Annotated in this window: 12 protein-coding genes; 8 read left to right on the forward strand and 4 right to left on the reverse strand. The window is 67.3% G+C overall.

The features are described from left to right. The 3 genes from QMX85_RS21855 to QMX85_RS21865 all read left to right on the forward strand — a co-directional run. The coding region (locus QMX85_RS21855) for a VWA domain-containing protein (RefSeq protein WP_282344425.1) at nucleotides 1-615 on the forward strand (615 nt) is incomplete at its 5' end. 245 nt (nucleotides 616-860) lie between these two features. Further along, nucleotides 861-2,306 carry a sensor domain-containing diguanylate cyclase gene (locus tag QMX85_RS21860; protein WP_282344428.1) on the forward strand — a complete coding sequence of 482 codons (1,446 nt, stop codon included), beginning with the start codon at nucleotides 861-863 and terminating at the stop codon, nucleotides 2,304-2,306. Nucleotides 2,307-2,428: 122 nt separating this feature from the next. Beyond that, on the forward strand, nucleotides 2,429-3,349 hold the full coding sequence (locus QMX85_RS21865) for a TIGR01777 family oxidoreductase (protein WP_282344429.1): 921 nt from the start codon (nucleotides 2,429-2,431) through the stop codon (nucleotides 3,347-3,349). Between the two features lie 499 nt (nucleotides 3,350-3,848). Here the strand turns inward: QMX85_RS21865 and QMX85_RS21870 are convergent, their stop codons facing one another. Together QMX85_RS21870 and QMX85_RS21875 are read right to left on the reverse strand one after the other, a co-directional pair. Next, nucleotides 3,849-5,486, reverse strand: a complete 1,638-nt coding sequence (locus tag QMX85_RS21870; protein ID WP_282344430.1) for a Na+/H+ antiporter — start codon at nucleotides 5,484-5,486, stop codon at nucleotides 3,849-3,851. A 91-nt stretch (nucleotides 5,487-5,577) separates the two neighbouring features. Beyond that, nucleotides 5,578-6,897: an Nramp family divalent metal transporter gene (locus QMX85_RS21875; RefSeq protein WP_282344432.1), complete on the reverse strand. Its 1,320-nt coding sequence runs from the start codon at nucleotides 6,895-6,897 to the stop codon at nucleotides 5,578-5,580. A 183-nt stretch (nucleotides 6,898-7,080) separates the two neighbouring features. Here QMX85_RS21875 and QMX85_RS21880 point away from each other — a divergent pair, with 183 nt between their 5' ends. Further along, entirely contained in the window at nucleotides 7,081-7,953 is an 873-nt protein-coding gene (locus tag QMX85_RS21880) for a cache domain-containing protein (protein WP_282344434.1), read from the forward strand. Between the two features lie 53 nt (nucleotides 7,954-8,006). On the opposite strand, the gene QMX85_RS21885 is transcribed toward QMX85_RS21880, so the two are convergent. Then, nucleotides 8,007-8,573 carry a LuxR C-terminal-related transcriptional regulator gene (locus QMX85_RS21885; RefSeq protein WP_090230019.1) on the reverse strand — a complete coding sequence of 189 codons (567 nt, stop codon included), beginning with the start codon at nucleotides 8,571-8,573 and terminating at the stop codon, nucleotides 8,007-8,009. A gap of 191 nt (nucleotides 8,574-8,764) precedes the next feature. Here QMX85_RS21885 and QMX85_RS21890 point away from each other — a divergent pair, with 191 nt between their 5' ends. From QMX85_RS21890 to QMX85_RS21905, 4 genes are read left to right on the forward strand one after another with little or no spacing between them, the layout of a single operon-like run. Continuing rightward, nucleotides 8,765-9,124 (forward strand): hypothetical protein, encoded by a 360-nt coding sequence (locus QMX85_RS21890; protein ID WP_282344439.1) that lies wholly within the window; start codon nucleotides 8,765-8,767, stop codon nucleotides 9,122-9,124. Between the two features lie 28 nt (nucleotides 9,125-9,152). After that, on the forward strand, nucleotides 9,153-10,331 hold the full coding sequence (locus QMX85_RS21895; protein ID WP_282344440.1) for an acetyl-CoA acetyltransferase: 1,179 nt from the start codon (nucleotides 9,153-9,155) through the stop codon (nucleotides 10,329-10,331). A 2-nt stretch (nucleotides 10,332-10,333) separates the two neighbouring features. Further along, entirely contained in the window at nucleotides 10,334-11,869 is a 1,536-nt protein-coding gene (locus QMX85_RS21900; protein WP_282344442.1) for an AMP-binding protein, read from the forward strand. 51 nt (nucleotides 11,870-11,920) lie between these two features. Then, entirely contained in the window at nucleotides 11,921-13,291 is a 1,371-nt protein-coding gene (locus tag QMX85_RS21905) for an MFS transporter (protein ID WP_282344444.1), read from the forward strand. Nucleotides 13,292-13,347: 56 nt separating this feature from the next. Here QMX85_RS21905 and QMX85_RS21910 read toward each other — a convergent pair whose 3' ends face one another. Beyond that, nucleotides 13,348-13,602 (reverse strand): DUF3253 domain-containing protein, encoded by a 255-nt coding sequence (locus QMX85_RS21910; RefSeq protein ID WP_282344446.1) that lies wholly within the window; start codon nucleotides 13,600-13,602, stop codon nucleotides 13,348-13,350. Between the last annotated feature and the right edge of the window lie 154 nt (nucleotides 13,603-13,756).

The raw sequence follows: 13,756 nt of genomic DNA on the forward strand, positions 1-13,756 counted from the left end.
CGTGCGGGCCGCATCCGCCAGCGCGGCGCGGCGGCCAGCGCGCGCCTGCACTGGCCGCGCACGCTGCTGGCCAAGGGCGCCGGGCGCCTGCGGGCGACGCACCTGCGTTTCCAGCGGCAGGCGGCCGAGGCGGGGACGCTGCATTGCCTGGTGCTTGATTGTTCCGGTTCCATGCTCAAGCGGCGCAACCTGGCGCTGGCCAAGGGCCTGTTGCTGCGCTGGAGCGAGCAGGTCTATCGCCAGCGCGGCGAGCTGATGGTGATCGGCTTCGCCGCCGGGCAGGCACGCCTGCTGTACAAACCGCAGAAGGCGCGGCCCTCCAATCACGCCTGGATCGATGCCATCGGCGGCGGCGGCGGCTCGCCGGTGGCCGCGGCGCTGGAGCTGGCCGAACGCACCTTGGCCAGGGTGCGGCGCAACGCTCGCGGCAAGCGTATCGGCCTCTGGCTGCTCAGCGATGGGCGCTTCGACCCGTTGCCGACGCGGCCGCCGTCGGCGGATTTCTGCGTGGTGGTGGATTTCGAGAACGCGCCCGTGCCGCTGGGCCGCGCGGCGCAGATCGCCCGCTCATGGGGCGCCGAGTGCGTGCCCGCGAAAGATCTGCTTACCGGATAGGGGGCGACAGGGTTTTACCTGACGCCGAAGCAGCCCGTACAATCCCCGACGACCCCGGCCGCGGAAACGGCCGACCGTTGCTTCAGCAATAAGCAGGTTAGGCGCCACTCAAGCCAAGTTACCCGGCAGGGTCCGGATAACCGTCGATTACACAGAGTCCCGTCCGACCGATGCCGAGTTTTCTGGAAAGCGTTGTCAGACCCGGCCAGTCGCTCCAGCGGCTGGCGTTCGTATTCGTGGTCCTGGTGATCCTGTCAATCATCGGCCTGGACATCTGGCAGGCCTGGACGGCGCGCCGCGAAACGTTGCGTATGGCGGAAACCACCATCTCCAACCTCACCCGCTCCCTGGCGCAGCATGCCGAGGATGTCTTCGAGGAAGCCGATCTGGTGCTCGCCAACGTGGTCGAGCGCGTCGAAACCGACGGTACTTCCCCCGCGCAGCTCGAACGCCTCAGGCGTCTGCTGCAAGGCAATGTCGCTTCCCTGGCGCAGCTCAACGGGCTGTTCGTCTTCGATCGTAACGGCAACTGGCTGGTGACGTCGGAGGCCAGCGAGCCTCCGGCGGTCAACAGCGCCGATCGGAATTACTTCACCTTCCACAAGGACAACCCCGACAGCGGCGTGCACATCGGCGCGGTGATCAGGAGCCGTTCCACCGGGCGCCTGGTGCTGCCGGTTTCCCGGCGCATCAACGCGCCGGACGGGAGTTTCGCCGGCGTCGCCCTGGCGGCGCTGCGGGTGGATTACTTCCGCAGGTTCTACGACGGCTTCGACATCGATGGGCAGGGCGCCATCGTGCTGGCGTTGCGCGACGGCACGCTGCTGGTCAGGCGGCCCTACAACGAAACGGTCATCGGCAGCAGCCTCGCCAGCGGCAGGATCTTTTCCGAACTGATGCCGCTGGCGAGGTCCGGGACCGTCACGCTTCACTCGATGGTCGACGGCGTCGAGCGCCTGTACGGCTACCGGGCGCTCGACAAGTATCCGCTGGTGGTGGAGGCGGCGCAGTCCAGGCAGGCCATCCTCGCGCCCTGGGAAGCCAACATCTATCGCTCCGCCTATATCGTCGCCTTGATGATTTTCACCATGGGGATCTTCGGGATCGTGCTGATCCGGCAGATTCGACACGGCATGCGTGCGGAAGCGCAACTCCAGGAGGCCCACCGCGAACTGCGCAAGTTGGCTTTGCAGGACGGCCTCACCGGGCTGGCGAACCGCCGGCGACTGGATCAGGCGTTACCGGACGAGATCGCCCGCGCGCGGCGCAATGGCAAGACCCTGGGGCTGAACATGCTCGATATCGATCATTTCAAGGGCTACAACGACCTGTATGGTCATCCCGCCGGCGACGCATGCATCAAGGCCGTGGGGCGGGCGATACAGATGTGCGCCGGGCGTGCCGGCGACCTGGCGGTGCGTTACGGCGGCGAGGAATTCCTGGTGCTGCTGCCTGAGACCGACGCCCAGGGCAGCCAGCGGATCGCCGCGCATATCCTCCAGGCCGTCCGCGACCTGAACATTCCCCATACCGGTAACCAGATGGGCATCGTCACCATCAGCGCCGGCGTCCACAGCTGGCGCCCCGACGACCATGAGCCCGGCGCGGAGGAACTGCTGCAGGCGGCCGATCAGGCGCTGTACGCGGCGAAGGCCGGCGGGCGCAACCGGGTGTTCCCCGAATCCGCCTGAGGGGTGTTCGAACAGCCAGCGCGCGCGGCGGTCTATCGAGGACGCTCCATCGACCTTCGCATCCCGCCGGTTGCACGCTGCCGGCGACGCGATGGTGGGACATTTCCAGGAGCGGGTAGGGCATGAATCCTTTCACCGGTATTACCCCGCGGCGCGTTCTGGTCACTGGCGGCACCGGGTTCATCGGCGAAACCCTGGTCCGCCAGTTGCTCGATGCCGGTCACTCGCTGTGTGTGCTGACCCGCCATCCGCAACGCGCCAGCGCGCGCTTCAACGGCCGCGCACGCTGCATCGACTCGCTGGATCGGCTGACGGCCGACGACGCCTTCGACGCCGTCATCAACCTCGCCGGCGCGCCGGTGGTAGGGCCACGCTGGAGCGCGGCGCGGCAGGAAACGCTGCTGGCCAGCCGGGTTGGCACCACCGAAGACCTGATCGCCTGGCTCAAGCGAACCCGGCACATCCCGGCTATGTGGGTTCAGGGATCGGCGATCGGCTACTACGGCGTGCGCGACCCGCAGGAACCTCTCGACGAGCAGAGCGCCATGGGCCGCGGCTTCATGGCTGAACTCTGCGCGCGCTGGGAAGCGGCGGCGAAACCGGCGGTGGCGCTTGGCGTGCGTCAGGTGACGATGCGCCTGGGCGTGGTCTTCGGCCACGGCGGCGCGCTCAAGCCGTTGCTCCTGCCACACCGCCTGGCGCTGGGCGGACGCCTGGGCGGCGGCGAGCAGGTGATCAGTTGGGTGCATCGCGACGACGTGTTGCAATTCATCGCCTGTGCGCTGGGCGAGGAGCGTTTTGACGGCGTGTACAACCTGGTGGCGCCCGGCGCGGTCAGCCAGGCCGAATTCGCTGCGAGCGCCGGCCGGGTGCTCGGCCGCCCGGTGTGGCTGCACCTGCCGGCGGCGCCGATCCGCTGGCTTGCGGGGGAGATGGCGGAACTCTTCGTCGATGGGCAGAGGGTGGTGCCGAGGCGACTGCAGGAGGCGGGGTTTGGGTTTCGTTATCCCAGTCTGGAGCCGGCGTTGCGGGATCTGGTTTGAGCTTTTTTTTGTGACGGTTGCGTCGGTTTCAGTTCGTAGGGTGGATGACGTTTCATCGATCCACCGGCGGTGCAACGGTGGATGAAAAGAGCGTCATCCACCCTACATTTCTTGCTACCTCGGATCTTCAAACACTACCGAGCGCCCCTTCAGGAGGCCGAGTGGAATCGTCGTGTAGGGGAGTGAGCCGCATTGGATGCGGCGAGAGGCATATCGGGCCATGGATGGCCCGTGTATGCCGGCCCCCGGAGCGGCGATGGAGCGAGGGAAGTCTCGCGCAGCGAGGCCCGTATGGCGGGCTAGACCTTTTGGTTCCTTTTGGGGCAATGCCAAAAGGAACCCGCTCAGCAGAGCGGAACTGCTGCGTCAAACCACTCGATAATCCAAAGGGAGCTCGTAGTCAGGGGCGCAACCTGAGGTTCCAGTCCATACGTAAGCTCAGGACGGATAGGCTGAGCCAATCCCCTCGAGGCCTGAAATGAGGGTGACCGCTCCCGCCTCAGCCCGTCTGCTGCGTCTCCAGCAGGTCGACCTCCCGAATCAGCTTGCGTGCCTGTTCTTCGCCGAGGCGTTTGTGCCGCAGCAGGCGGAAGAATTCGTCGCGTTCGGCGCGCAGGCCGGCGAGGCGTAGCTGGCGTTCGATTTCCTCTTCGCGCGAGGCGTTCTCGCGGGCGCCTTCCTCGTCGGGCCGGGCGCGGGTGTCGATGCGGTAGCGGTACAGGTCGGCGATGCGCCCGGCCGCATCGATGTAGCGGTCGGCGTCGGCGCGGCCTTCGCTCATCTCGTGCTGCGCCTGCTCGATGGCACGTATCGCGGCGCGGGCAGCGATGTCGCGGGCGCGGTCGATTTCCGCCTGGTGGCCGGGTTCGGCGGGCACGTCGAGACCGCCCTTGAGCAACAGCGGCATGCCGATGCTGGCGACCACCAGCGAAACGATGATCACCCCGGCTGCCAGCAGGATCGCCAGGTCACGGGCGGGGAAGGGCGTGCCGTCGTTCATCAGCAGGGGCAGCGTCAGCACACCGGCCAGGGTGATGGTGCCGCGCGCACCGGCCACCGTCATCACCGCGGCCACTCGCCACAGCGAGCGCGGCGCATCGGTGCGGCGGCGATAGATGCTGAAGCGGATAGACAGCCAGACCCAGCAGAAGCGCAGCGCGCCAAGGGCGAGATTGATCACCACCACGTAGAACAGCAGCCAGATCGGTTCGTGGTGGCCGGTGTCGCGCACCACCTGGCTGGCGCCGGCGACGATGCCCGGCAGTTGTTCGCCGAGCAGCACGAAGATCAGGCCATTGAGGGAAAACTGCAGGGTGTCCCAGACCGCCGTGCGGCGCATCCGGGTCACCGCCAGTGCCCTGCCGGAGAGTTCGGTGTAGCTCATGCTGATGCCGGCGGCGACCGCCGCGAGGATGCCGGAGAAGTGCAGGTGTTCGGCGAACAGGTAGGCGACGAAGGGTATCAGCAGGCTGATCAGGATCTGCGCACCGGTTTCCTCGCCGAAGCGGCGTGAGGTCCAGCCCTTGATGCGGGTGATCACCCAGGTCACCAGCACGCCGATGGCAATGCCGCCCAAGGCCAGCGTGACGAAACTCAGGGTCGCCTCGGAGAGCACGAAGCTGCCGGTCAGGGTGGCGGCGATGGCGAAGCGCAGGCAGACCAGGCCGCTGGCGTCGTTGAGCAGCGATTCGCCTTCGAGGATATGCATCAGGCGCTTGGGCACCGGCACCCGTGCGGCGATCGCCGAAACCGCCACCGGGTCCGTCGGCGAGATCACCGCGGCGAGGGCGAAAGCCACCGGCATCGGCATCGACGGAATCAGTAGGTGGATGAAGTAGCCGATGCCGAGCACGGTGATGAAGACCAGGCCGAGGGCCAGTGCGAGGATCATCCCCTTGTCGCGCAGCAGGCCTTCCTTGGGAATCCGCCAGCCGTCGAGGAACAGCAGCGGCGGCAGGAACAGCAGGAAGAACACCTCCGGATCGAGGTCCAGGCGCCAGTTACCGATCATCCCGATGGCGGCGCCGATGGCGATCTGCATCAGCGGCAGCGGCAGCGGAACGGGCAGCATGCGGATCAGCGTGCTGCTGACGATGACTCCGACGAACATCACCAGTACCAGCGTGATGGTTTCCATGGGCGGACTCCTGGCGGCGGGACAAAGCGGGGGAGTGTAACCGATACCTTGCTATCGATTGCCCGCGAGCCGGATTCCCCGCGAACGGGCGTCAGGCCACCCAGAAATACAGCAGCGTCAGGTTCGCCAGCGAGATCAGCCCGAACAGGCCCCAGGCCAGGCAGCGGGTCAGCCGGCTGTTGGCCAACGGGCCCATCAACTGCCGGTCGCTGCTGAAGCGGATCAACGGCCAGAGGGCGAACGGCAGTTGCAGGCTGAGCACCACCTGGCTGAGCACCAACAGCTTGCCGACCGCGCCGTCGCCGAGCCAGACCACGCCGATCAGCGCCGGTATCAGCGCCAGCGCGCGGGTGATCAGGCGGCGCTGCCAGCAGGGAATCTTCGCCTGCAGGAAGCCTTCCATCACCACCTGCCCGGCGAGGGTGCCGGTGAAGGTCGAGCTCTGCCCGGCCGCGAGCAGCGCCACGCCGAACAGGATGCTCGCCAGCGTGCCGCCGACCAGCGGGTCGAGCAGGTGATAGGCGTCCTGGATCTCCACCACGTCGGTGTGCCCACTGCGGTGGAAGGCGGCGGCGGCGAGGATGAGGATCGCCGCGTTGATCAGCAGCGCCAGCGACAGCGAGGCGATGGTATCGAGACGAGCGAACCTCACCGCGCTGCGCTTGCTGGCGAGGTCGCTGCCGTTGACCCGGGTCTGCACCACCGAGGAGTGCAGGTAGAGGTTGTGCGGCATGACCGTGGCGCCGAGGATGCCGATCGCCAGGTACAGCGGCTCCTGCTGGCTGAGCATCTCCCAGGACGGCTTGAGCCCGGCGGCGACCTCCGGCCAGTAGGGTTTGATCAGCACCAGTTCGACGAAGAAACATGCGCCGATGGTGGCGATCAGGCCCAGGACGATGGCCTCCAGGCGGCGGAAGTTGGCGCCCTGCAGGGCCAGCACGATCAGCGTATCGAACGCCGTCAGCACCACGCCGGTGGTGATCGACACACCTAGCAAAAGGTGAAAGGCCAGCGCCGCGCCGAGTACCTCGGCGAGGTCGGTGGCGATGATCGAGAGTTCCGCCAGCAGCCACTGGCCGCGCGCCACGCCCGGGCTGTAGCGCTCGCGCGACAGTTGCGCGAGGTCGCGTCCGGTGGCGATGCCCAGGCGCGAACAGAGGTTCTGCAGGACCATGCCCGACAGACTGGCGAGCACCACCACGAACAGCAGCGCGTAACCAAAGCGCGAGCCGGCTTCGATGGCGGTGGCCCAGTTGCCGGGGTCCATGTAACCGATCGAAACCAGCAGGCCGGGGCCCATGAACAGCAGCGCCTTGCGCGCCACCGAGGCGTTGGCGGGCACGTCGATGCTGTGGCTCACGGCGGACGGGCAGAAGGGGGCGGTGGCGGTAGTGGGGAGCTTGAACTTCACGGGTGGCGGATGGGGTCGTATCGGGAGGGCATCCAGCTTAAACGTCACCCGAGACGAAGTCTCGGGTTATGGCGGGCGATCATCGACACGCATGCTGCGCCGTCGCGGGTCGCCTTCGCCTACACTGAGGGGCGCGCAGGCCGACCTGGCGCGCCGCTTCGTTCACCCCGAGGGACAACAATAATGAGAGTGTACCGCGTCGTTGCTTTTCTCTGGCTCAGCGCCTTTTCCCTGTTCAGCTTCGCCCAGACCCAGACCCAGACCCAGACCGATGCCTACGCCGAAGAGGCCAGCCAGGCCAAGGCGCTGCTCGGCAAGGCCATCGCCCACTACCGGGAGAGCGGCGACAAGGCGCTGGCCAGTTTCAGCCGCCAGGGCGAATTCATCGACGGCCAGCTGTACATCTACGTGGTCGATACCTCAGGCGTGATGCTCGCCAGCGGCGGGCCCTCCGTCTCGCTGATCGGCAAGCCGGTGGCGGGATTCCTCGATGACGACCTCAAGCCGGTATTCCAGCGCGCCATCAGCCAGCCCGAGGACGGCCAGATCCACAGCGCCGAATACCGCTGGTGGAACTGGAACGACGGCAAGGTCGAGCGCAAGCACGTGTTCTACCAGCGCGTCGGCGAGCGCATCTTCGCCGTCGGCTACTACATGCCGCGTTCCTCCGAGGCGCAGGCCCAGGCGCTGCTGCAAAAGGCCGCCGAGGCCGTCGCCGCCGATCCCAAGGGCACCCTGGAGAAGATCAACCGATCCGGCGACAAGACCTTCATCGCCGACGACCTCTACGTCTTCGTCGTCGACCTGAACAGCAAGCGCTTCGTCGCTCACGGCTTCCAGCGGCGCCTGGTCGGCACTGACTTCTCCGCGCTCAAAGCCAGCGATGGCCAGCCGATCGGGCAGCAGATGGTCGCCGTGATGGCCGCCGGCAGCGAGGGCGAAGTGGATTACCTGTGGCGAAACCCGATGACCGGGCAGAGCGAGTACAAGCGCACGCTGCTGCGCAAGGTCGGTGACTACGCGGTGGCCGTCGGCACCTACGAACGCCGCCAGTAAGCTCGTCGGGCGAGGTCCGGCCGGGCCTCGCCATCTCGTCTTCGACTGTGCGATCAGTGCAGGACGATGATCTTGGACACCAGTTCGGCGCTGTTCTTCGCCGCCAGCTTCTTCATCAGCCGCGCCCGATGCACTTCCACCGTGCGGTGGGAAATCCCCAGCTTGCGGCCGATCTCCTTGCAGGTCAGGCCGTTGACGATGTGCGCGGAGATCTCCCGCTCCCGCGCAGTGAGGTTCACCGTGGCGCGCATCGGCCGCTCCATGCGCTCGAAATGCCAGACCATCAGGCGGAAGGGTTCTTCCGGGGTCAGCGTGTAGCCATCGGCGCGTGCCCAGAACACCTCGCCGTCGCGCTGCTGCATGAAGCGTTCGTCGGAGTAGGAACGGCTCTGCCGCAGCCAGCTCAGGCAGCGCTCGCCGATCGCCTGGTAGTCGGCGCGGGACGGGTAGAGGCGAAGGATCAGTTCGCCGAGCAGCTCCTCGCGGCGATAGCCGAACAGGCGCTGGAACGCCTCGTTGAAATCCAGCATCAGGCGGTTGGCGGTGATCACCTGGGGCGCGGGTGACACGCGGAATGCCAGGCGTTCCAGATCGTCCAGTTCGGCGGGGTTGGCAGCCATCGCGGGCCCTTCTTGTCGTTGTTGCGCCCAGCCTACGCGAGCCTTCCGGCTCCGCAAGAAATACTCACACCTGTACGTAGTTGTACGAATGGCGGGCCGGCGCACGGCTGGGTCATTGTAAATCCGACGCTGCTTCACGCCTTGCGGCGCTGGCGTCCCGGTCCTCATAAAAATAACAGGAGACCGCAACAATGACTGCGCTCCCGCACGTCCTCATCACCGGCGGGGCTTCCGGCGTCGGCCTGGAGTCCGCATCTCTCCTCGCCTCCCAGGGCTGGTTGCCGATCCTGCTCGACCGCGACCGCAGCGCCCTGGCCGAACCCGGCATGCCCTCCGCGCGCACCCCGTACGACGACATCGCCGGCGAACTGCAGGTGAAGTCCGCTTTAAGGGTCTGTTCCCGTCTCATCGAGAGCCGCGTTGCCGCGAGCAATGCGTCCCGGTCAGGCGCCGACGCAGCCGCGAATGAAACGGCAACAGACCCTAGCTACATCAACGGCCAGATCATCGCGGTGGACGGCGGTTTCGCCGGCGCCGGGATGCCGGGCTGATCATCGATTTCCGAGCAGAGGAACGCACATGAGCATGGACTCCGTATCCATCGTGGCCGCCGGCCACACCCGTTTCGGCCGCCTGCAGGGGCAGACGCTGGAAGACCTGATCGTCGAGGCGACGCGCGAGGCGCTGGCCGACGCCGCCATCGACGCGGCGCAGATCGACGCGATTTTCCTCGGCCACTTCAACTCCGGGATGGTACCGGACGGCTTCGCGGCTTCCCTCGTCATGCAGGCCGACCCGGCGCTGCGCTTCAAGCCGGCGAGCCGTTGCGAGAACGCCTGCGCGTCGGGATCGGCGGCGATCATGGCTGGCATCAATGCGATTCGCAGTGGCGCCGCCGAGCTGGTGCTGGTGGTCGGCGCGGAGAAGATGACCAACAACTCCACCGCCGAGGTGACCCGCGCGCTGGCCGGCGCTGGCTACCAGAACGATGCGCAGGAAGCGGCGCTGAGCTTTCCGCAGCAGTTCGGCGTAGCCGCCCGCGGTTACCAGGAGCGCTACGGCGACCCGCTGCCGGCGATGGCGGCGATCGCGGTGAAGAACCACGCCAACGCCATGCACAACCCGCTGGCGCAGATGCACAAGCCGATGACCCTGGAGCATTGCAGCACGGTCTCGGAGAGCAACCCGCTGATCGCGCCGCCGCTGCGCCTGAGCGACTGCTCGCTGATCTCCGACGGCGCCGCCGCCATCGTGCTCGCCTCGGCCGAGCGGGCTAAGACCTTCAAGCGCGAAGTGGCGATCCGCGCCATGCAGCAGGTCAGCGACTTCCTGCCGATGTCGAGCCGCGACTTCCTCGCCTTCGAAGGGCCGCAGCGGGCCATCGCGACGGCGCTGCACGAGGCCGGCATCGGCCTGGGCGAGATCGATTTCGCCGAGGTCCACGACTGTTTCACCATCGCCGAACTGCTGATCTACGAGGCCATGGGCCTGGCGCCGAAGGGCGAGGGCTTCCGCGCGCTGGAGGAGGGCACGGTGCTGGCCGACGGGCGCCTGCCAGTGAACCTTTCCGGTGGGCTCAAGGCCAAGGGGCATCCGGTCGGCGCCACCGGGGTGTCGATGCATGCCATGGCGTTCCGTCAGCTCACCGGCAACCCGATCGGCATCGCCCTGCAGCAGCCGGAGTTCGGCCTGCTGTTCAACATGGGCGGCATGGCGGTGGCGAACTACGCCAGCGTGCTGCACGCACGGAGGGCCTGAGGATGAACATCGCCAACTGGCTCAACGATGCGGCCCGACGCTGGCCGCAGCGCCCGGCGCTGTTCGAGGGCGAGCGGCTGGTCAGCGACTACGCCGGTTTCGCCGCCGACGCCGCGGCGCTGGCGGTCGTTTTGCGCGAGGAACACGGCATCGTCCCGGGCGAGCGCGTCGCCCTGTTCATGAAGAACTGCTGCGAGTACCTCGAACTCTTCTACGCGATCTGGTGGGCCGGCGCAGTGGCGGTGCCGATCAACTGCAAGCTGCACCGCAGCGAGGCGGCTTGGATCGCCGAAAACGCCGAGGCGCGGCTGATCTTCACCGACGACGGCGCGCTGTTCGGCGCCGGGCAGCTGCACCCCGGCTGCGTCGAGCTGGCCGGTCGTGGTGAAGCCATCGCGCGGCTCAAGGCGAGTCGCGCCGCCGCGCCAGGGCCGCAGTCGCGCAGTGCCGACGACCTTGCGTGGCTGTTCTACACCTCGGGCACCACCGGGCGCTCCAAGGGCGTGATGCTCAGCCACGGCAACCTCACGGCGATGTCGCTGTGCTACCCGGTGGACGTCGATGCGGTGGATGCCAACGATGCCTTCGTCTACGCCGCGCCGATGTCCCACGGCGCCGGGCTGTACAACTTCATCCACGTGCGCTGCGGCGCGCGCCACGTGGTGCCGGTATCGCGCGGCTTCGGCGCCGGCGAGCTGTTCGAGCTGGCCCGCGGTCACGGGCAACTGAGCCTGTTCGCGGCGCCAACCATGGTCAAGCGGATGACCGACGAGGCGCGCCGTCAGGGTTATTCCGGCGAGGGCATCAAGTCGATCATCTACGGCGGTGCGCCGATGTACCTGGCCGACCTGCAGGAGGCGCTGGCCACCTTCGGCCCGCGGCTGATCCAGATCTACGGCCAGGGCGAAAGCCCGATGACCGTCACCGCGCTGTCGCGCGAGCTGATCGCCAACCGCACGCACCCGCACTGGCAACGGCTGGCCTCGTCGGTCGGCCAGGCGCAGTCCTGCGTCGAGGTGCGCGTGGTGGATGCGCAGCGCCAGCCGCTGGCGCCCGGCATGCCGGGCGAGATCGCCGTGCGCGGCGCCACGGTGATGCGCGGCTACTGGCGCAACGACGCCGCCAGCGCCGCGACCCTGGTGGACGGCTGGCTCTACACCGGCGACATCGGCTACCTCGACGAGCAGGGCTTCCTGACCCTCACCGACCGTTCCAAGGACGTGATCATCTCCGGCGGCAGCAACATCTATCCGCGTGAAGTGGAGGAAGTGCTGGCGCTGCATCCGGCGGTGTCCGAGGTCTCGGTGGTGGGCGAGGCGGAAGCCGACTGGGGCGAGATCGTGGTCGCCTTCGTCGTCCTGCACCCCGGCCAGCGTGCCGACGAGCAGACGCTCAACGCCTGGTTCGTGGAGCGCATGGCGTCGTTCAAGAAGCCCAAGCGCTACCTGTTCCGCGAGGAACTGCCGAAGAACAGCTACGGCAAGATCCTCAAGACCGAGTTGCGCCAGTCGCTGGAATCGGCCGCCGCGGCGTCCTGACTCCAATCTGGTTTTCCGAGCCACAGAACAACAACAAGAAGGAACATCCCCATGAGCACGATCACCCGCGAACAGGCCCGGCAACGCCGCCGGGCTTTCATCGGCGCCACTTCGGGGCACCTCATCGAGTGGTACGACTACGGTGTCTACGGCTTCCTCGCCGTCTACATCGGCCAGGCGTTCTTCGTCTCCGACGATCCGATGACCAGCCTGCTGAGCAGCTTCGCCGCCTTCGCCCTGAGCTTCTTCATCCGGCCCATCGGCGGGCTGTTCTTCGGCCCGCTGGCGGACAAGATCGGCCGTCGCAAGACCCTGGTGACCGTGCTGATGATGATGGCCGGCTCGACCTTCCTGCTCGGCCTGCTGCCGACCTACGAGTCGATCGGCATCGCGGCGCCGATCCTGCTGGTGCTGATCCGCTGCATACAGGGGTTCTCCGCCGGCGGCGAGATCGGCACCATCACCAGCTTCATCTCCGAATATGCCGGCCCCGGCCGTCGCGGGTTTTCCACCAGCTGGCTGATGGTCACCGCCGTGCTCGGCCTGGTGCTCGGCGGCGTGGTGGCGAACGGCATGACCTTCTTCCTCGGCGCCGAAGCCATGCAGGAATGGGCGTGGCGCATTCCGTTCCTGTTCGCCGCCCCCATGGGCCTGGTGTCGATGTACATCCGCCTGAAGCTCGAGGACAGCCCGGAATTCCTCGCCCTGGTGAGCAAGGGCGAAACCTCCAAGGCGCCGCTGCGCGAGGTGCTGCAGTGGAAACGCGCCATCGCCCTGGTGTTCTTCATCATCACCCTGCACAGCTCGATCTTCTATCTGGTGCTGACCTTCGCCTCGACCTACATGGCCAAGGTGCTGAAGTTCGACAGCGGCACCACGCTGCTCTACGTCTTCGTCGCCAGCCTGTCCTCGGCGCTGGTGATGCCGCTGGGCGGCATGTTCACCGATCGCTACGGGCGCAAGCCTTTCCTCATGGTGGTCGGCGTACTCGCCAGCCTGTCGATGTACTGGTTCTTCAAGTCGGCGCCGACGGCGACACCGGCGACGTTCATCTATCCGCTGATGGCGGTGGCGGTGTTCTTCGGCCTCTACGCGTCCTCGACCTACGCGACCATGAGCGAACTGCTGCCCACGCGCATCCGCTCCACCGGCATCGCCGTGGCCTATAACATTCCGGTCGCGGTGTTCGGCGGCAGCGCGCCGCTGATCTCCACCTGGCTGATCCAGCGGACCGGCGACATCACCTCGCCCTGGTACTTCTACGTGGGCACCGGCGTCGCCTCGCTGATCGCCTTGCTGATGCTGCGGCAGAAGGACTTCGTCGCCTGCGGCAGCCCGCAGCCTGGCGCGGCGTCCACGGAGGAGGGCGCCCGCCCGCTGCTGCAACCCGGCAGGCGCGTGCCGCCGGTGTCGGCCGGCTGACCGGCGGATCGAGCTGTAGAGGAAGCCGCCCATCGGGCGGCTTCTTTCGTTCGCCGTCAGTCGAAGCGCTCGCCGCGGCGCAGGCGGATCGGTCCGCGCACCTCGCCGTCCAGGTCCACCTCGCGCTCGCCCTGGGTCGCGCGGATGCGTCCGCTTGCCGCCATGCGCGCGGCGACGCGGCGGACAGCCGGCATCAGCGCCCGCCAGGCGTTCTCCCCGCTGGCCAGCGAGCGCGCCACGTCGGAGGGGCAGAGCGAGGCGTCGGGACTGCGCGCGGCGAGCAGTTCGCCGATGCGCGCTTCGAGGGCCATGTCGTCGATGATCCATTCCTCCTGTATGCCTGTCGGGCGATACGGTATTGCCGCTCGCGGGTTTCACCCGTCCTACACCAAGCATCGCCATCTTGTAGGGCGGGTGAAACCCGCGAGCGCAGATGCGCCAGGCAGCGGCGGCGCAGGTTGAGCC

Source organism: Pseudomonas sp. PS02288 (assembly GCF_029959715.1).
GTDB lineage: Bacteria > Pseudomonadota > Gammaproteobacteria > Pseudomonadales > Pseudomonadaceae > Pseudomonas_O > Pseudomonas_O kuykendallii.

What these genes read in the sequence shown, in the direction of transcription:
- QMX85_RS21865 (WP_282344429.1), top strand. Translation starts at nt 2,429, where the DNA reads ATGAATCCTTTCACCGGTATTACCCCGCGGCGCGTTCTGGTCACTGGC.
- QMX85_RS21870 (WP_282344430.1), bottom strand. Translation starts at nt 5,486, where the DNA reads ATGGAAACCATCACGCTGGTACTGGTGATGTTCGTCGGAGTCATCGTC.
- QMX85_RS21880 (WP_282344434.1), top strand. Translation starts at nt 7,081, where the DNA reads ATGAGAGTGTACCGCGTCGTTGCTTTTCTCTGGCTCAGCGCCTTTTCC.
- QMX85_RS21885 (WP_090230019.1), bottom strand. Translation starts at nt 8,573, where the DNA reads ATGGCTGCCAACCCCGCCGAACTGGACGATCTGGAACGCCTGGCATTC.
- QMX85_RS21890 (WP_282344439.1), top strand. Translation starts at nt 8,765, where the DNA reads ATGACTGCGCTCCCGCACGTCCTCATCACCGGCGGGGCTTCCGGCGTC.
- QMX85_RS21895 (WP_282344440.1), top strand. Translation starts at nt 9,153, where the DNA reads ATGAGCATGGACTCCGTATCCATCGTGGCCGCCGGCCACACCCGTTTC.
- QMX85_RS21900 (WP_282344442.1), top strand. Translation starts at nt 10,334, where the DNA reads ATGAACATCGCCAACTGGCTCAACGATGCGGCCCGACGCTGGCCGCAG.
- QMX85_RS21905 (WP_282344444.1), top strand. Translation starts at nt 11,921, where the DNA reads ATGAGCACGATCACCCGCGAACAGGCCCGGCAACGCCGCCGGGCTTTC.
- QMX85_RS21910 (WP_282344446.1), bottom strand. Translation starts at nt 13,602, where the DNA reads ATGGCCCTCGAAGCGCGCATCGGCGAACTGCTCGCCGCGCGCAGTCCC.